At 37.0% G+C, this 18,785-nt stretch carries 13 protein-coding genes; 6 read left to right on the top strand and 7 right to left on the bottom strand.

Annotated elements, in window-relative coordinates; all coding sequences use genetic code 11:
- Positions 1–231 precede the first annotated feature (231 nt).
- Positions 232–789, bottom strand: a complete 558-nt coding sequence (locus AC57AW_RS12185) for a DNA-3-methyladenine glycosylase I (protein WP_496352086.1) — start codon at positions 787–789, stop codon at positions 232–234.
- A gap of 139 nt (positions 790–928) precedes the next feature.
- Between AC57AW_RS12185 and AC57AW_RS12180 the strand changes: the two genes are divergently transcribed.
- Both AC57AW_RS12180 and AC57AW_RS12175 read left to right on the top strand, forming a co-directional pair.
- A complete protein-coding gene (locus AC57AW_RS12180; RefSeq protein ID WP_047384507.1) occupies positions 929–1,228 on the top strand; it encodes a DUF883 domain-containing protein in 300 nt (99 codons plus the stop codon).
- Positions 1,229–1,348: 120 nt separating this feature from the next.
- Positions 1,349–2,158 carry an enoyl-ACP reductase FabI gene (locus AC57AW_RS12175; protein ID WP_123940030.1) on the top strand — a complete coding sequence of 270 codons (810 nt, stop codon included), beginning with the start codon at positions 1,349–1,351 and terminating at the stop codon, positions 2,156–2,158.
- A gap of 227 nt (positions 2,159–2,385) precedes the next feature.
- On the opposite strand, the gene AC57AW_RS12170 is transcribed toward AC57AW_RS12175, so the two are convergent.
- From AC57AW_RS12170 to AC57AW_RS12145, 6 genes are all read right to left on the bottom strand, one after another.
- A complete protein-coding gene (locus AC57AW_RS12170) occupies positions 2,386–3,825 on the bottom strand; it encodes a glycoside hydrolase family 30 protein (RefSeq protein WP_496352085.1) in 1,440 nt (479 codons plus the stop codon).
- A 40-nt stretch (positions 3,826–3,865) separates the two neighbouring features.
- Positions 3,866–4,675, bottom strand: coding sequence for a glycoside hydrolase family 16 protein (locus AC57AW_RS12165; protein WP_496352084.1), 810 nt, complete (start codon positions 4,673–4,675; stop codon positions 3,866–3,868).
- 71 nt (positions 4,676–4,746) lie between these two features.
- The gene (locus AC57AW_RS12160; RefSeq protein ID WP_496352083.1) at positions 4,747–6,969 is read right to left on the bottom strand and encodes a glycoside hydrolase family 3 N-terminal domain-containing protein; all 2,223 of its coding nucleotides are present in this window, start codon (positions 6,967–6,969) and stop codon (positions 4,747–4,749) included.
- Positions 6,970–6,978: 9 nt separating this feature from the next.
- Positions 6,979–8,403 carry a glycoside hydrolase family 30 protein gene (locus tag AC57AW_RS12155; RefSeq protein ID WP_496352082.1) on the bottom strand — a complete coding sequence of 475 codons (1,425 nt, stop codon included), beginning with the start codon at positions 8,401–8,403 and terminating at the stop codon, positions 6,979–6,981.
- A 3-nt stretch (positions 8,404–8,406) separates the two neighbouring features.
- Positions 8,407–9,966, bottom strand: coding sequence for a RagB/SusD family nutrient uptake outer membrane protein (locus AC57AW_RS12150; RefSeq protein WP_496352081.1), 1,560 nt, complete (start codon positions 9,964–9,966; stop codon positions 8,407–8,409).
- A gap of 11 nt (positions 9,967–9,977) precedes the next feature.
- On the bottom strand, positions 9,978–12,899 hold the full coding sequence (locus AC57AW_RS12145; protein WP_496352080.1) for a SusC/RagA family TonB-linked outer membrane protein: 2,922 nt from the start codon (positions 12,897–12,899) through the stop codon (positions 9,978–9,980).
- Between the two features lie 176 nt (positions 12,900–13,075).
- Here AC57AW_RS12145 and AC57AW_RS12140 point away from each other — a divergent pair, with 176 nt between their 5' ends.
- The 4 genes from AC57AW_RS12140 (at position 13,076) to AC57AW_RS12125 (ending at position 18,491) form a co-directional block, all read left to right on the top strand.
- Positions 13,076–14,260, top strand: a complete 1,185-nt coding sequence (locus tag AC57AW_RS12140) for an MFS transporter (RefSeq protein ID WP_496352079.1) — start codon at positions 13,076–13,078, stop codon at positions 14,258–14,260.
- A gap of 16 nt (positions 14,261–14,276) precedes the next feature.
- A complete protein-coding gene (locus AC57AW_RS12135) occupies positions 14,277–15,065 on the top strand; it encodes an NUDIX hydrolase (protein WP_318846152.1) in 789 nt (262 codons plus the stop codon).
- A gap of 128 nt (positions 15,066–15,193) precedes the next feature.
- Positions 15,194–16,372, top strand: coding sequence for an acyl-CoA dehydrogenase family protein (locus tag AC57AW_RS12130; RefSeq protein WP_077414460.1), 1,179 nt, complete (start codon positions 15,194–15,196; stop codon positions 16,370–16,372).
- Between the two features lie 160 nt (positions 16,373–16,532).
- A complete protein-coding gene (locus tag AC57AW_RS12125; protein WP_496352078.1) occupies positions 16,533–18,491 on the top strand; it encodes a T9SS type A sorting domain-containing protein in 1,959 nt (652 codons plus the stop codon).
- Positions 18,492–18,785: the final 294 nt, after the last annotated feature.

Genomic DNA, 18,785 nt, shown 5'->3' with positions numbered 1-18,785 from the left:
ATATACAAATTTCTAACAATACATTGGTTTTATTGAAAATTTCATAATTAAAAATGCTTTCAAGTGATTAAACCTGAATTTACTCACAAAACAATGAAATCTGTTTAAATATAAACAAGTTATAAACCACAGTATTCATTAGCTTTTCCAACAATCCCTGATTTTATGCTTAATTATTTAAATTATAATATCAATAAAAAAAATCACTAAATTTTGAATAAATAATAACCATTACATTCTGGTAAAGCAGTCTTTTATGTGGTCATTTACCATTCCGGTAGCCTGCATATGGGCATAAATTACTGTAGAACCCACGAATTTGAACCCTCTTTTTTTAAGTTCTTTGGATATAAGATCGGAAATTTCTGTTGTAGCTGGAACATCAGCTAAAGTCTCGGGACTGTTATCAATGGGTTTTCCGCCTGTAAAGTTCCATATATAGTTGGAAAAACTCCCGAATTCTTTCTGAATTTCTATGAACCGCTGAGCATTGGAAACTGCTGCCAGAATTTTAAGCCTGTTTCTGATAATTCCCGGATTGTTCATTAATTCTTCGATCTTTTTCTCTGAATAAACAGCTACTTTTTTATAATCAAAATGATCAAAGGCTTTCCTGAAATTTTCTCTTTTAGACAAAATAGTATACCAGCTCAGCCCGGCCTGAAAGCTTTCTAGAATAAGGAATTCAAAGAGTGTTTCATCATCATATACGGGTCTTCCCCACTCTTCATCATGATACTTTCTATAGAGGTCATCTTTTTCGCACCATCCGCATCGTACTGTTTCCATAATTATCAAATTTTATCAATTAAAGATACTGCTGATTTGGAAAAATATAACAAAAGATTATGAAAAGTTTAACAGAGATGTCCTATTTTAGGAATGGTTATTGTTTAATTACTGATACCAAACTAAAATTTATACTATTATGAACAATTCAGAGTACAACAAAGCGGAAAATGCAGTAAACAATGTAGAAAATTCTTTACAAAATGCAACGGACAAAGCCAAATGGAAAATCAATGAATTGGCAGACAAGGCTAAAGATTATATCAATGAGAAAAGAGATAATGATCAGGAAGCCAGCCAGGAAGACTGGCTCGACAGGGTAAAAGCTAATGTATCCGATGCCTGGGAGGATATCAAGGATAAAGCAGATGAGGCATGGGAAAAAACCAAAGATGCGGCAGAGGATGTAAAGGCAGAATGGAATAAGAAAACCAATTAGTATTTCAGTCATATAAATATTTTCAATAAAATGGAGTCTTAAATTGATAAGGCTCCATTTTTTATTATGCCATAAGCACAATTATTGCTACATTTGTATTATAATAAACATTAAAAAATTATGTCATACGGTTTACTTAAAGGCAAAAAGGGAATTATTTTTGGAGCCCTTAATGAACAATCTATCGCATGGAAAGTTGCTGAAAGATGCCATGAGGAAGGTGCTGAATTTATCTTATCCAATGCTCCGATTGCTTTGAGAATGGGGGAACTTAATGGATTAGCAGAAAAAACAGGTTCTGAAGTAATAGCAGCAGATGCTACTTCTATAGAAGATCTTGAAAAACTTTTTGATGCCGCTGTTGCAAAATTTGGAAAAATCGACTTTATCCTTCACTCCATTGGAATGTCTATCAATGTAAGAAAAGGAAAACATTATACAGAAATGAACTACGATTGGTTGGAAAAAGGTTGGGATATCTCAGCTGTTTCTTTCCATAAAGTAATGCGTGTGGCTTGGGAAAAAGATTGTATGAACGAATGGGGAAGCATCCTGGCACTTACTTATATTGCTGCTCAGAGAACATTCCCGGATTATAATGATATGTCTGATAACAAAGCTTATCTTGAAAGCATTGCAAGAACTTTCGGAAACTATTGGGGTGAAAGAAAAGTACGTGTAAATACGGTTTCTCAGTCTCCTACAATGACTACTGCAGGTAGTGGTGTGAAAGGTTTTGGAGGATTCCTTGGATATGCAGAAGATATGTCTCCTCTAGGAAATGCTACAGCTCTTGAATGTGCAGACTATTGCGTTACCCTTTTCTCTGATCTTACGAAGAAAGTAACGATGCAGAATCTTTTCCATGATGGTGGTTTCAGCAGCTCTGGAGTTACTCAGAAAGTGATCGGTAAATATGATGTTGAATAATATCATTTATCTTAAAAAATAACGAGCTGATAAAGTTTCGTTTACCATACATAACCCCCATGAAGCTTTTTCATGGGGGTTCTTTTTTCTTGAAACCTCATCTTTTATCAGTTGAAGCCAATAATTATAAAAAGGCTTTCATGAAATTGAATGTCTAAGCTGTATAAAATAAACCCGGCGGCCTCAGAGAGGCCGCCGGATCTGTCAAAAATAATATTAATATGATATTACAAAATTACGGTCTGTATAGAGTGTGCAGGAGCATTCAGCTTGGCAGCCTTTCCTTCTATCCATAGATTGGTTTCTATATCATTTTCTGAATCATTCATGATCACAGTTACCAACTGTCCGTTTTCATTCATAAAAGCGGAAGAAGTTAATGCCGCTCTGTTAGAAGAACTTCCGATTCTCTGAGCATTTGGTTTGATATATTTTGAAACATGGCCTATATAATAGTATTCATAGGTATAGAACACCTCTCCTGTTTTGGTATCTGCAATAATCGGGGCAAAGCAGAAGTTCCCTTTATGGTTAGGCCCTCCGGTTTCATCCAATAGAATATTCCAGTCTGTCCATAAAGCATTTCCTTTGTTGAAATCATTCAGCATATTTTTGCTGTAAAGCTCACCCAGACTTACATCATAGATCTTATCCATACTGAACTGTTCTTTACATCCTTCCGTAAAAGCCAGAAACTTATCCGGAAAAGCTCTGTGTGTTTCTGCCAGGTTATCAAAAAGCTGGGTTTTATTATTCCATGTTTCATACCAGTGATACCCAATCCCGCTTGCGTATTTTGAAGTTTCCGGATCGCTTAGTGTAGTGGTTGCTCTTTGATAGATAAGGTCTCTGTTGTGATCCCAGATCATTACTTTTTTATCTTTATATCCGTTTTTCCAAAGCGTTGGTCCAAGGTTCTTTTTCAGGAATTCTCCTTCTTCTTCAGCAGTATAGATACATGATTCCCAGCTTTGGGTAGCCATGGGTTCGTTTTGGACGGTCAGTCCCCAGATATTAATTCCTCTTTTTTCGTATTCTTTAATAAATTTGATATAATAATCTGCCCATGTCTGATAATACTCGTTTTCTAATCTTCCACCTTTATACAAACTTTTATTTGATTTCATCCAGGCTGGCGGGCTCCACGGAGAGAAATAGAAGGTAAAATTATTCCCGATCGCTTTCTGAGCTTCTTTAATCATCGGAATTTTATACTTCTCATCATGAGCAACGTTGAACGTCTTCAGGGAAGTATCATTATCCTCTACATAAGTGTAAGAATCACTGGAGAAGTCACAGGAATTCATATTGGTACGAACAACGGTGTATCCCAATCCGTTTTTTCCAAAATAAGCATCCAGGATTTCTTTCTGCTTGTTTTTTGGCATTTTATAAAAAGTTTCTGCTGATGCATCTGTGATAGCACCACCAATCCCTATCAGTTTCTGATATTTAAAATTGGGAGCCACAAAAATACAGGCCTCTGTTTCTTTGGGCTGACCAAACTGTTCAAATTTAACGGCTCCTTTATCCACCATCTTCTCATTCGACTTCGAGTTGGTAAGGATTACCTTAGCTGTTTTTCCTGCATTCTTTTTCCAATAATTCTGAGCATTGACATTGATGACAACGCCTACAACAAAACAACTTACAATTAGTTTTCTCATGATTTTTTTTCTGTTTTTGGACCTCTTGTCCTCATTTTCATTATTTATTCTGATAGACTCTTATGTAGTCTATGTAATACTTCTGTGGAAAAATAGAATCATCTATTCCTTTTTGGCCTCCCCACATTCCACCTACCGCGAGGTTTAAAATGATAAAGTAAGGTCTGTCAAAGGGCCATGCTTCATTACTTTTCTCTTTATTCACATAGGTGAAAAATTTCTTATCATCTATATACACATCAATCTTTTCCGGTGTCCAGTCTGCTTTATAGACATGAAACTTCTCGCTGGCATCTTTTACAAACAGGGTATCTGTTTTCTGGGTTCCCTGGATATGATTGTATTTTTTAGTGTGAACGGAAGCATGTATAAATCCCTGATTAAAACCCACGTGTTCCATAATATCCAGTTCACCGTCATCCGGCCATTTCTTCATATTTTCACTCATCATCCATATTGCCGGCCAGGTTCCACGGCCTTTGGGAAGTTTTGCTCTGACTTCTACTGTTCCATATTGAAAAGCGAATTTCCCTTTGGTTAAAAGTCTTGCAGAAGAATATTTATTGTTTCCCCAATTTTCTTTTTTGGCTTCAATGATGAGGTTTCCTTTTTCCATTCTGGCATTCTCAGGTCTGTTTTTAGTATAAAATTGAGCTTCCTCGTTACCAAAACCTCCTCCTCCGGTATCATAATTCCATTTTAATGAATCCGGAAGACCTTTCCCATTAAATTCATCATTCCAGATCAGGGTTCTGTGAAAATCAGGTTTGTGCGAGGCACAGTTCAAAACAGAAAGGAAAAAAGTTCCTGCTGCACATATTCTGATGATATTTTTAGCTTTGAGATGCATAGGTTTATGTTTTGGCTAAAGCCATATTCTGAATCTTTTATTAAACGGGCTAAAGACCACTCCTATTGAATTTATTTTGTCCAGTTAATTCTTTTGGTCTGCACATTTTGAGAATTGGTTCCGATCATAATGTCAAATTCTCCACTTTCCCAGTCAAAATTCAAGTTGTCATCAAAAAATTTCAGGTCTTCTGGTGTCAGCTTAAAATCTACTTTTTTACTTTCTCCTTTTTTGATCAATATTTTCTGGAAACCTTTCAGTTCCTTTACAGGTCTCACCACTTTTCCGAAAAGATCTCTGATATAAAGCTGTACCACTTCTTCACCATCATATTTTCCTGTATTGGAAACGGTAACACTGACATTAAGAGTCTGATTTCCAGTAAGGCTTGTTGAACTTAATGCCATATCAGAATATTTGAAATCAGTATAGCTTAAACCATATCCAAACGGATATTTCGGGTCATTATCAAGGTCTATATAGGCTGAAACATAGTTTCTGTCTGTATTATTTTTTGCGGGTCTTCCTGTATTATAGTGATTGTAATACACCGGAATCTGCCCTTCTGTTCTTGGGAAACTCATTGGAAGCTTTCCTCCAGGATTCACGGTACCAAACAGAACATCTGCAATAGAATTTCCTGCTTCAGTTCCCAACCACCATGTATATACAATTGTTGGAATATTATCTGATGCCCAATTGAAAATCAAAGGTCTTCCAGCATTAATCATCAAAATGATTGGCTTTCCTGTTTTTGCAATTTCTTTCAATAAGTCTTCCTGAACTCCTGTAAATCCAATAACACTACGGCTTTTCGCCTCTCCGCTCATCGCATGTCCTTCTCCCAATGTCATAATCACCACATCTGCTTTTTTTGCAGTTTCTATAGCTTCTGCAAATTGGGTTTTGTCCTGATCATCTACATTACAGCCTTTTGCGTAGAGTAAAGTGGAGTTTTTATCAAGCTGGTTTTTAATTCCATCAAATTGTGAAACGATTCTTTGGTTGTCATCTTTGAATGCAATAGACCAGAAACCGTGATTAGCTACTGTTTCTTTCCCGAAAGGGCCTATCAGTGCAACTGTTTTTGTAGTTTTTGAAAGGGGAAGAATATTTCCTTGGTTTTTAAGAAGAACAATACTTTTTGAGCCAAATTCTCTTCCGAATTTTCTGTTCTCCTGATTGTCGGTTTGTTCTTTCTCTCTCTTTTCATCGCTGAATCGGTAAGGATCATCGAAAAGACCCATTTCGAATTTCTTGGTTAAAATTCTTCCCGCTGCATCATCTACCAGTTTTGGATCTACTTTTCCTTCTTTGACCAATTTTGGAAGTTCTGCCATGTAGACACGGCTTTCCATATCCATATCGCTTCCGCCCTGTATTGCTTTTTCAGCCGCCTGGCTGGCATCTTTAGCATAGCCATGAGGAATCATTTCCCCGATGCTTCCCCAGTCTGAAACCACAAAACCTTTATAGTTCCATTTTCCTTTTAACAGATCTCTCTGAATATATTGGTTAGCCGTTGCAGGAATTCCGTTGATATCATTGAAAGAGTTCATAAAAGTAGCTACTCCTGCTTCAGCAGCGGCTTTAAACGGAGGAAGATATGTTTCATTGAGTTGTCTGAGACTCATATCTACAGAATTATAATCTCTTCCACCTACCGCAGCTCCATAAGCCGCGAAATGTTTTGCACAGGCCATCACAGCATCAAGACTTCCCAAACCTCTGCCCTGAAATCCTTTGATCCTTGCCAATCCTATTTTTGTTCCCAGGTAAGTATCTTCTCCGGAACCTTCCATTACTCTGCCCCATCTCGGATCTCTGGCAATATCCACCATTGGAGCAAACGTCCAGTGAATACCATAAGCAGCCGCTTCTGTTGCAGCGATTCTTTCTGATTTTTCTATCATTCCGAGATCCCAGCTTGCTGCCTGTCCCAGATTTACAGGAAATGTGGTACGGTATCCATGTATAACGTCCTGACCGAACAACAAAGGAATTCTCAGCCTTGACTGCATGGCCAGTTTCTGAAATGCTCTGGTTTCTTCTGACCCTGCCACATTCAGCATAGAACCTACTTTACCTTTTTTAATTTCTTCTAAAACGGCTGCCGAATTAGATTTCTGAGGTCCTGTAGCATATTCAAATCCGCTGTACTGAACCATCTGTCCTACTTTTTCCTCAAGGGTCATTTTAGACAGCAATTCTGTTACTTTCTGATCAATGGTTTTCTGTCCGTAAGCATTCATTCCCAATGTGGAAAATGCCAGTAAGAAATAAACTCTTTTCATAGTATCAAATTAAAAAATATAGGTTGCTGTAGAACGTCCTGAAATTGTTACAGCAGCGGTTTTCCCGGCAAATTTAATATTAAAATTCTCATCTGAAGGGTTATCGTTCTGCACAATTAAAACTATTTTCCCAAATTGAGTCTTAAAAGCAGCAGTGGAAAGTTTATCAGTCTGTGTGGAAGCGATACGCTGAGCTCCTGCAGGAACAAATTTAGAAGCGTGTGCAATAATATAGTAGGAAACATTTCTTGTGAAATTTTCACTGTCAGACACGGTAATTGCTCCTTTACACTCTGTACAACCTCCGTCTGTATGCGGAGCGTATTTTGGATCGTTGGCAAGGTTCCATTCCAGTGCAATTTTACTCCAGTTCCTCATAGATCCGATGATTACATTTTTCGTATGCCAGTTCAGGTCTTCGGTAAAAGTTCCTTTGGACCCGGTCCACTGTTCGGTAAAGTATAAATTCTTGTTCGGAAAAGCATCATGTACATTACTTAATGCTGAAATATCTCCTTCATATAAGTGAAAAGCAGATCCATCAATATACGGATTGGCTTCGGAATCTTTTAAAATATCAATGGCATATTCAGGTTTGTTGCAGTTGTGATCATAAACCACGATTTTAGTGGTAATTCCATTAGCTTTAAAAACCGGGCCTAAATGATTCTTAATAAAATCTCTCTGTTTTTCAGATGGCATATACAAACTGGGATTATTTCCCGGATGCAGAGGTTCATTCTGTGGCGTTACAGCATCAATAGTGATGCCTTCTTTTTTCATTCCCTGAATGTATTTTACAAAATATTGAGCATACGTTCCTGCAAATTCAGGTTTCAAACTTCCTCCCTTTGATTTACCATTGTCTTTCATCCAAACCGGAGGTGACCAAGGTGCTGCAATGATTTTTATTTTTGGATTGATTGCTAAGATCTCATTCAACATAGCGATCAACGCTTTATCTTTTGCCAAGCTGAATTTTGAAAGAGAAGGATCAGTCTGTCCTTCCGGCAAATCATCATATGAAAATACTTCACCATCGAGATCGGAAGCTCCTATACTTAGTCTTAAATAACTGATAGAAATTGAGTTTTTGTTGTTTCCAAAAAGCTCATTAAGCAGTGCTTTTCTTTTGGAAGGCGACAATCTGTTGATTACCTCAACACTTCCTCCTGTTAATGTATATCCAAAACCATCAATATATTGAAACTTTTGAGAATCGTCAATTTCAATATTCTGAAAGCTGTTGGTATTATTTACAAATTTAACAGAGGTCTGCTGTTGTAATTTTACACTTCCATCACCTTTTGTAAGCCAGTACTGAACTTCATTTCCTTTGTTGAACGCAATGGATGTACACGACAAAGGAAAAAGGGCCACACCACTAAGTAGTGCGGCACCTCTAAAGAAACTATATAAGTTGTGAAACTTCATGTTTTAGTATCCAGGATTTTGTTTTAAAACTGTATTCGGCAATTCATTGAACGGAATGGGAAGAATTTCATTTTTATTGGCTTTAAATCCTTTTGATGCAAGTTTAGAAGGAGCATCTCCCCATCTTACAAGGTCGAACCATCTGTGTCCCTCACCTGCAAGTTCTCTTCTTCTCTCATCTTTTATGGCCTGTAAAGAAACCGGAACCGATGATAATCCAACTCTTGATCTTACCGCATCTAATAAAGCCTGGGCTCTTGCTCCTGCTCCACCTAATGCTTCTGCCTCCATCAGATAAGTATCTGCTAATCTTATGGCGATATAATTCTGACGAAAATTTAGTTCTGCCGGACCTGGAAGCGAGGTTTTTAAAGCATTTGTAGGCAAATATTTATTAAGGAAATATCCGGTATCTGCAAAAGCAGGCCCATAAATGACTTTACCTTCCGCTACCAGTTTTTTAGCATTGAAAACAGTCACATTCAGTCTTGGATCTCCCTGCATAAAATTGACATAATTCTCTGTTACGGTATTAAATGCCCAGCCTGAATAGATATCTGGTGCATCATTATTTGGAATGCTTTTTAGTGAATAAGAACGAGGGGCCACCATAACATTGATAGAATTTCCTTCATCCTTACCCTGTCCCCAGAATCCCCAATCAGAGCTTCCTTTGTTGGTATGCATTATTTCAAGAATAGATTCTGATAAAAATTTATATTTATTTGGATCCGGATCAGATTCTAAGGCAACTTTAAATAAATCTGCATAATCTGCCACGAGCTTGTATCCATACTGACTGGTTCCTCCAGGTGTACCGTTTACTTGGGCAAATTGTGCAGCAGCTTCTGGCATTTTTTTATCATAAAGATAAATTTTACCTAAAATAGCTCTTGCAGTTCCCTGTGTAATTCGTCCTTTATCACTGATAGCAGGTGTCATCATCAGATCCGGAATAGCAGCAACCACATCATTTTCTATTTGTGCATAAACATCACCTGGTTTTGCCTGTGGTATATGCCAATAATCATCTGAAACAGTTATACTTTTAAGAATCAAAGGGATATTGCCAAACATTCTTACGAGTTCAAAATAATATAAAGAGCGAAGAACTTTGGCTTCTGCAATATATCTCTTCTTAAGATCTTCATTCATTGAAGCACCCGGAACTTTTTCTATTACAAGATTGGCACGTGCAATTCCCTGATAGTAATCTTTCCAGTAGCTGGCTGGCATTGTATTCGGGTTGATCATATAATTATTCATTCCCTGAATACCTGCTCCATCACTAGAGCTTCCTCCGCCGGAATAAAAGTCATCAGATCCTGCATTAAAGAAAGTAACTGTATTTTCAAATCCTGCAGAATATTTTCTTAAAACATCATATACGGAAATCAGCGCACTAAAGGACTGCTGTTCATTTTTAAAATATGAATCAGTACTAAATGCCCCGGAATTCTGTACTTCATCCAGATAGGAATTACTACAGCCTATATTGGTAAAACTCAGACCTGTCAGAAACGCAACGGCAAGTCCTTTATGTATAAAATTCTTATTTTTCATTTTGTTGGTCATTAAAATTGAATATTAGCTCCTATAAGGAATGTTCTTGCTTGAGGGTAATAAGCTCTGTCTACACCAATAATATCCTGTTCAGAATTATTTCTTCCCGCAATTTCAGGGTCATATCCTGTATATTTTGTAAAAGTAACCAGGTTTTCTCCTGTGATGTACAGTCTTACTTTGCTCATTCCGAAACGTTCGGTAACGTCCTTAGGAATGGTATAGCCTAACTGAACAATTTTCAGACGCACATAATCTCCTTTCTGAAGGTAGTAGTTAGACATCCATGAATAGTTGTGGTTAGAATCAGTGCGGGTAAGTCTTGGATTATCATTGGTAGATCCCTCACCTGTCCATCTGTCTAAGATTCTTGTCTGGTAGTTGGCATCAGGCAAATCCAATCTTCTTAGCCCCTGGAAAATCTTGTTACCAGCCTGTCCTTGCGCAAACATCATCAGATCAAAATTCTTATAGCTCATATTCACAGTAAGTCCAAAAGTATATTTTGGTATAGAGCTTCCTAAGTTTACTTTATCATTGTCATCAATTTTACCATCTCCATTATTATCCTGCCAGATAAAGTCTCCAGGTTTTGCATCTGGTAATAATTTTACACCATTGGCATTTACATAATTATCAATTTGTGTCTGATTTTGGAAAACACCGCTATATGTTTGTCCGTAAAATGATCCATAAGGCTGCCCTACTGCTACTCTGGATACTGCTCCCATAGTCTGGAAAGAAGCCAGGTTGAAGTATTCAATATCATCTTCTAGTCTAAGAACTTTGTTCTTTATGGTTGCAAAGTTACCGTTAACTGAGATGCTGAAATCCTGCCAATTCTTTTTGTACCCCAATTCAAGCTCTATCCCGGTATTCTCCATATCCCCTACGTTTGACCAAGGTAGATTTGGAACTCCTACATAACCCGGAATATTGATTTGTCTAAGGATATCAGTTGTTTTCTTTTTGTACCAGTCTGCTGTCAAAGTAAAATTGTTGAATAATTTTAAATCTGCAGCAATATTCAGCTGGCTGGTCTGCTCCCATTTAAGGTTTGGATTTTCCAATGTACTTGGCGCATAACCAATAATGATATTGTTACTGGAGTTGGTATAGTTACTTCCGGAAACCATGAAACTTGCATATCTGAAGTTATCCATTTCGTCATTTCCTAACACCCCATAGCCTCCTCTCAATTTCAAATTATTAACCACTTTATTCTCCGGCCAGAAATTTTCTTTATGAACATTCCATCCAAGAGACATTGATGGGAAAGTTCCCCAATGCTGGTTGGTTGCAAATTTTGAAGAACCATCTCTACGAATTGTTCCTGTGAATAAATATTTGTCAGCATAGTCGTAAATGATTCTACCAAAATAAGATGCTTTACGGGTCTCGATTCCATCCCATCCTTTGGCAACAATATTATCCTGAGAAATATCGAAGTTGAAGGAGGCATCCTGCCAGTTATCAATAGGCAGATTACTATAAGTCAGGCTCGCCCCACCGGCAATATTATATCGGTAAACTCCCTGACCCACCATGATGTTGATGTTGTGATCACCAAACTTATTCTGGTAAGTCAACGTATTTTCCATACTCCATTCAAATTTATTTTCGTCCACTTTGTTTAGACTGTTGAAGCTGGTATTGTTAAAATTGGGACTTAAATAATATTTCGGAGTAAAAGAACGGCTTCCCCAATAGGATTTTTTGCCATTTAAGCTTGTTTTGAAGGTGAAGTGATCCAGAAATTTAAGTTCTGCAAAAACATTCCCTACAAAATCATCAGACCAGCTATAATTTCCTTGTTGTATATGACGGAAAGCCTGCGGATTGGTCATCTCGTTATTTACATATGGGGAAATTCCATAAGGGCGTCCTTCAGAATCGCGAATAATATTAGGGTTTGTATAACCACTTGGTTCTACCATAGACCAATCTGTCACAACAACCGGAGTGGTAGGATCCAGGTTAACTGCTGAAGCCAAAGGCCCTCCAAATTCTTCGTTTGCACTTATTCCCTGAGATTTCACATGGGTATAGGCAAAAGTTTGCCCTATGGTCAGGTAATCCGTAACTTTATGTGTTGAGTTGAATCTCGCATTGATTCTTTTATAATAAGAAATATCACTCAATACAATACCACTCTGATCAAAATATCCGAATGATGTATAGTAGGTTGATTTTTCATTACCTCCAGTAATGCTTACTTCATGAGATGATTTTTCACCTGTTCCGAAAATAGCATCCTGCCAGTTGGTTCCTTTTCCAAATGATTCAGGATTAGTAAATCTGGGAGCTTGTCCATCATTAACGAACCCTTCATTGATAATTTTGGCATATTGTGTGGCATCTAGGAGATCCAGTTTTTTCGAAGCATTGGAAAAACCGTAAAATCCATTATAGGAAAGGGTCAGTTTTCCTTTTTTTCCTTTTTTGGTCGTAACCAGGATTACTCCTTTAGCAGCGGAAACTCCATAGATTGCAGAAGATGCTCCATCTTTTAAGACTTCAATACTTTCAATATCAGACTGGTTAAGCCATCCTATATTGTCTACAACAATACCGTCTACTACCCACAAAGGACTGTTACTTCCAGCCCCGAAACTGGTAATACCTCTTACACGTACAGTGGCAGCAGCTCCCGGCTGTCCGGAATTGGTCACTACAGAAACTCCGGCTGCCCTTCCTTGTAATACCTGTTCCGGCTTACCGGATGGAATATTTTCAATATCGCTGGCTTTAATACTTGCTATAGCTCCTGTCACATTACTCTTTTTCTGAGTACCGTAACCAATCACTACAACTTCGTCTATTTTGTTTTCTTTAGCAATTGTGTCCTTCGCCTTGGTGGTCTGGGCACTGAAGTTGGCCGTAAAATAGAGGACGGCAACCACTCCTACGCTTCGTGATATTCTTACATTCATATACAGTTATTGTTTAATTCTCAAATTGAGACAATAAAAATATATTTTTTTTCAATTAATTAACATTCTATTCACAAATATTTTAATTTTTCTTTTATTTTTCAGGGTTAGAAGCCCTATCTTCGCATCAATATTTCATAAAAATTCACAAAAAAACAATAAAGAAGTCTCCCAAAATGATCATCAAGCATTCTAAAATTTCTCTTCCGTTAAAACTTACCTTTCTTATTTTTTCAATGGTTTTGAATTGTATGGGACTTATTATTCTGCAGTTATCTGAAGAGAAAATCACTTACGGAGAACTGGGCTTTTTAGAATCCTTTAAAGACTTACCTATTGCCTTTATTTCTCTTTTTGCGGTAAGCTTTATCAACAAAACAGGAACGAAAAAAGCATTGATTTCAGCTCTGGTCATTGTTGGATTCTGTTCCTGCCTGCTTCCCTTTATAGAGGTTTTCTGGTTTTTCAAATTATGGTTTGCCATCATCGGAGCCTGTTTTGCTATTGGTAAAATTTGTGTTTTTGGGATTATCAGGAACAATATTTCGGATGAGAAATCGCTGGCAAAGACGATGAATAGCGTAGAAGCTTCTTTTATGATCGGAATCTTTGTTGTCAATACCTGCTTTGGATGGGTCGTATCAAGTGAATACTCTGAATATTGGAAGTTTTGCTTTTTATTAATCGCGTTTTTATCGGCATTAACTATATTCTTGTTATCAAAAATTACAATTTCTGAATCCAAGCCTTTAGAAAATAAAAGTGTATTCTCTGAACTTTCAGGGTTTGTAACTCCTTCTATAGCATTATTCCTTGGTGTCCTCTTTTTTATTGTGTTTGTAGAACAGGGATTCAATTCATGGCTTCCCTCATTTTATAAAAACCATTTAAAGGTCAACTCATTTTTTGCGCTTCAGGCCACCTCCTTTCTTGCTGTATTTTCGTATCTGGGAAGAACGATAACAGCCAATATTATCAGAAGATTTTCATTACCCACTTATTATATTTCATGTATGGCCTTCATTATTGCCCTATTGATCATTATTGTAGGAATACAGTATTTTGAATCTGTAAATTCGAGAATCATTCTTTTCTTATTTCCGGTCATTGGGTTGTTTTTATCTCCGCTCTACCCTGTGATCAATTCAAAGATGATCGCGCAGGTCGACAAAGAGAGGGTTACTCTTTTCACCTCTCTTATTGTTATTTTTTCATCCCTTGGAAGCTCTGTAAGTTCTATTATTATGGCAGTTCTGTTTGAAAAACAATTATTAAATTTTTATCCATTATATATATTATTTTTCGTTATTATTCTTTTTGTTACCAGTTTGCTCTTTTTTAACGTTTCAAAAAGAAAATAGTTTTATTTTTACTGCCATGAAAATCAAAGACACAAAAAGTAAAGAAACACTTCGGGAACTTATCGATACCAAAGATTTTGTTGCCCATATCTCTGTGGACTGTACTATATTCGGCTTTCATAATAACATTTTGAAAGTTCTTCTTTTAAAGTATCACGATCTGGATTTATGGTCACTTCCGGGTGGTTTTGTTTTCAATGATGAAGATTTAAGGGAAGCAGCAGCAAGGGTTTTATTCGAAAGAACACATCTTAAAGATATATTTCTGAAACAATTTCATACGTTTGGAAGAATAGACCGTACTGAAAATAATGTTCATCAGATTCTTCTTAACAATAAAGGAATTGAAGTACCGGAAGATCACTGGATTTTTCAAAGATTTGTCACGGTAGGTTATTGCAGCCTTATTGATTTTTCAATGGCCAATACTTTCCCTGATGCCTTCAATGAGAGTTGTGAATGGTTTGAGGTAAACAATCTGCCCAAGATGGCTTTCGATCACGACAGAATCATAGAAACCGGGTTAGAATACCTGCGGATGAATATCAATACAGAGGTAGCGGCCAGTAATCTGCTTCCTGAAAAGTTTACGATGAAAGATCTTCAGTCTCTTTATGAAACCATTTTAGGCCAAAAATTCAGAAGAAATAATTTCCAACGCAAAATTTTAAGCTTAAATATTCTCGACAGGCTGGAAAAATTGTACGATGGCTCTGCCAATAAAGCACCTTATCTATATAAATTTAAAAGTAAAGTCCACAATTCTACCAATCAGTATCCTATCTCTAATGATGAGGAGGCTTAAAACACCGAATTTATCCCATTAACAAATAAAAAGAGCATTATCTACCTGAAAACCAACCCAAAGATAAGTTTTCAAAAAAATTTTCAGGACACCACGAAAAATGTTACTTTTAACCAAATCAAAAAATCATGTCATATTATCCTCTTACAAGCATCCCTGATTATTATGGAATTGATGCTTTACTTACTGAAGAACACAAACTCATCCGCCAATCTGTAAGAGACTGGGTTGAAAGTTTTGTAATGCCGCAGATTGATCAGGCCGCTCAAAATCATACAGATATACCTAATCTTATGAGAGAACTGGGGAAAATCGGAGCGCTGGGACCTTATATCCCGGTTGAATATGGCGGTTCAGGGTTAGACCAGATTTCTTATGGTCTTATTATGCAGGAGTTGGAAAGAGGAGATTCTGCAGTACGTTCTGCTGCTTCAGTTCAGAGCTCGTTGGTGATGTTTCCTATCAATGAATTCGGTTCTGAGGAACAGAAAATGAAATATCTTCCTAAGCTTGCTGCCGGAGAAATGATTGGATCTTTTGGATTGACAGAGCCTAACCACGGTTCAGACCCAAGTTCTATGGAAACTTATTTTAAAGATATGGGAGACCATTATCTTTTGAATGGAGCTAAAATGTGGATCACTAACTCTCCTCTATGCGATATCGCTGTGGTATGGGCAAAAAATGAGGAAGGAAAAGTACAGGGATTAATTGTTGAAAGAGGAATGGAAGGATTCACCACTCCTGAAACTCACAATAAATGGAGCTTAAGAGCTTCAAAAACCGGAGAATTGGTATTCAATGACGTAAAAGTTCCGAAAGAAAACCTTCTTCCAGGGGTAACAGGACTGAAAGGACCTTTATCTTGTCTAAACTCTGCGAGATATGGAATTTCATGGGGAGTAATTGGTGCTGCTATTGACTGCCACTGTACTGCTGTTCAATATTCTAAAGAAAGAAAACAGTTTGGAAAACCAATCGGTTCTTATCAGCTTCAGCAGAAAAAGCTGGCTGAATTCTTAACAGAGATTACAAAAGCTCAGTTATTATGTCTTCAGTTAGGAAATCTTAAAAATGCCCACAAAGCAACTCCAGCTCAAATCTCTATGGCTAAACGTAACAACGTTAATATGGCTATTGAAATTGCCAGAGAATCAAGACAAATCCTAGGTGGTATGGGAATCATGGGTGAATTCCCAATGATGAGACACGCTGCTAATCTGGAGTCTGTGATCACTTACGAAGGAACGCATGACGTTCACTTGCTGATCACTGGTTTGGATATTACAGGAATCAACGCTTTTTAAAAAAAGATAAAATATAAATAAAAGAGTCTGGCCTTCGGCCAGACTCTTTTATTTTACTCACTTTGCAGAGAATTGATATTCAATGAATAATTATTGATGTTGTAATATTTTCACGGATTTGTTAAAGTTATTACCTTAATACCATAGAAAATACATCAATATGAGAAAAATCACAACTTTTTTACTGGGCCTTGCCGCTCCATTCTACTTTGCACAACAGGCTGGAGACGTTGTAAGCGCTGAACAGAAACTGGATTTAACGCCACAGGGAGTCATTAATTTTATCGCCAATAATCTCGGCGATCAAAACGCTCCGGAATTTGCCGGCTACCTGAACAGTTTTAATGTGGGCCTAAAGGGCTACAAGATCACTTATTACACCAAAAATGAAAACAATGTCCTTGTAAAAGCTACCGGACTCCTTATGTATCCCAATGTAGGATTCAAATTGTCAACAGTTGTATCAGATCATGGAACTACAGACAGCAGAAATAATGTGCCTTCTAATTTCAAAGGAGCATTAACAGCAGGGTTTGTAGTGGAACTTTCTTACGTACTTAATGGCTATATTTTAATGGCACCAGACTATGTAGGAATGGGAAGTGGCGACGGAGTTCATCCTTATGTAGATTATGCAACTGAAGCGGGTGCAACCATTGATTTCGTCACTGCCGCCAACAAAGTACTCGGACAATTGGGTGTTAAACGCTATGATGAGTACTTTCTAGCCGGGTATTCACAGGGGGCTCATGCGGCAATGTCTACTTTAAAAAGATTAAGCATTTCGAATCCCAATAATATCAAATTCAAATATGCTTATATGGGCGACGGACCTTATGATTTCTCCGGAGTAACCTTAAATAAAGGCGTTCTGGAAAAAGATATTTATCCGTTTACCTCATTCCTGGCCAATGTTCTTCATACCTGCAACAATACAGGATATAAAACCTATAATAACAACATTTCAGAAGTTATTTCTGCAGAATACCTTGATAAATATAATTATCACGTTGTTCAAGATAATGGCGGACTTTTATGGGGTCCTGTGATATGGAAAAAACTCTTTACACCCAATTTTGTGAACGATGTCACCAATAATCCAAACAACAAGCTCAGACTGTGCATGAAACCTAAGGATGTATACGACTGGTACAACAAAACACCTATGACATTGGGTCATTCGACTGTAGATTTAGCTATTCCACCTGAAAATACCTCTAAAACCATTGATGTTCAACGTGGCTATTATGCATGGTGGGATCTGAATAAATATAAACTGGATTCTTTCTACTGGGGACCTCTTGGACACGTAGGCGGAATTCTTCCTTTTACTTTAGCTTCCAATGCCAAATTCAATACTTTGAGAAGCGGCGGACTTCTTAATGAATGGGCAATTGTAGGATCCATTTTCGGCAAGCAGTCAGTAGAGAAAACATTTGAAAAGCCTTCCCTTCTCTCTTCACAAATCAAACCGGATCTGGGAAATATGCAGCTCGTTGAAATTACAGATTTCAATAAAGAAAAAGCCCAGAGCAGAACAGCCAATGACCAAAATTTATCAACTTTAAAAGACGGAGTTTATTTATTAAAAGTATCGGAAAACAATGAAAATAAGATAATTCCATACATCAAAAACACTCCTAAAGAAGTTTCTGAAAACGAAATCGTACAATCTTCCGGCCCATCGGTTTTACAGTTAAAAGTTGATCAGGACGAACTTTCTGCAGTAAACATATTTGATGAAAATAAAACGTTAGTCAAAAGTATTTCTCAAAAGCAATACCGTGAAGCCGGAGGGATCAATGTACAGGATCTGGAGAATAAAAACTACACTTTTGAAGTGGTAACTTCTTATTATAATCTTCAGTTCAATAAAGCAGTTGGAGGTACAATATCTTCTGAAAGCAATACGGATATCTTTACCCAAAAACAGCAAATTATTGCAAAATCTGGCAACGACATTAAAAACATCAGCATTTACAGTATTTCCGGTGCTCTGATCGTTCAGCAGGAAGTCGGCAAACCACTGTTTGAATCCAGAAACCTAGAATCTGGGGTATATCTGGTACAAATCACACTTTCTAATGGGAAGGTCATTAATAAAAAAGTAAAACTGTAATACAATCCTCTTCATAATCTCATTTCAAGTTAATTTTGGCACTTCAGCAATGAAGTGCTTTTTCATGTATGCAAATCCAATAACTCCACAATAAATAATTAGAGATAAATTGCAGCTAAAACCAAACACAATTACGCAATTCATTATTACAAACCCTTTTACATCTCAAAATTTCAACTTTAAACAAAAATATTATCAAAACAGCAAAAATGATTCTTGTCATTTATTTTAAATTATTCTAAATAAAATTAGCAAACTTATATTGATGCTCTTACTTTTGCCGAAAGAATAATG

The sequence above is a fragment of the Chryseobacterium sp. BGA-UO-ETr-SB22 genome (genome assembly GCF_059567885.1).
Note: the sequence above shows the minus strand (reverse complement) of the source record. Positions and strands in the feature narration are given on the sequence as shown.

Coding starts and splice junctions, on each gene's coding strand:
- AC57AW_RS12185 (WP_496352086.1), bottom strand. CDS start 789: ATGGAAACAGTACGATGCGGATGGTGCGAAAAAGATGACCTCTATAGA.
- AC57AW_RS12180 (WP_047384507.1), top strand. CDS start 929: ATGAACAATTCAGAGTACAACAAAGCGGAAAATGCAGTAAACAATGTA.
- AC57AW_RS12175 (WP_123940030.1), top strand. CDS start 1,349: ATGTCATACGGTTTACTTAAAGGCAAAAAGGGAATTATTTTTGGAGCC.
- AC57AW_RS12170 (WP_496352085.1), bottom strand. CDS start 3,825: ATGAGAAAACTAATTGTAAGTTGTTTTGTTGTAGGCGTTGTCATCAAT.
- AC57AW_RS12165 (WP_496352084.1), bottom strand. CDS start 4,675: ATGCATCTCAAAGCTAAAAATATCATCAGAATATGTGCAGCAGGAACT.
- AC57AW_RS12160 (WP_496352083.1), bottom strand. CDS start 6,969: ATGAAAAGAGTTTATTTCTTACTGGCATTTTCCACATTGGGAATGAAT.
- AC57AW_RS12155 (WP_496352082.1), bottom strand. CDS start 8,403: ATGAAGTTTCACAACTTATATAGTTTCTTTAGAGGTGCCGCACTACTT.
- AC57AW_RS12150 (WP_496352081.1), bottom strand. CDS start 9,966: ATGAAAAATAAGAATTTTATACATAAAGGACTTGCCGTTGCGTTTCTG.
- AC57AW_RS12145 (WP_496352080.1), bottom strand. CDS start 12,899: ATGAATGTAAGAATATCACGAAGCGTAGGAGTGGTTGCCGTCCTCTAT.
- AC57AW_RS12140 (WP_496352079.1), top strand. CDS start 13,076: ATGATCATCAAGCATTCTAAAATTTCTCTTCCGTTAAAACTTACCTTT.
- AC57AW_RS12135 (WP_318846152.1), top strand. CDS start 14,277: ATGAAAATCAAAGACACAAAAAGTAAAGAAACACTTCGGGAACTTATC.
- AC57AW_RS12130 (WP_077414460.1), top strand. CDS start 15,194: ATGTCATATTATCCTCTTACAAGCATCCCTGATTATTATGGAATTGAT.
- AC57AW_RS12125 (WP_496352078.1), top strand. CDS start 16,533: ATGAGAAAAATCACAACTTTTTTACTGGGCCTTGCCGCTCCATTCTAC.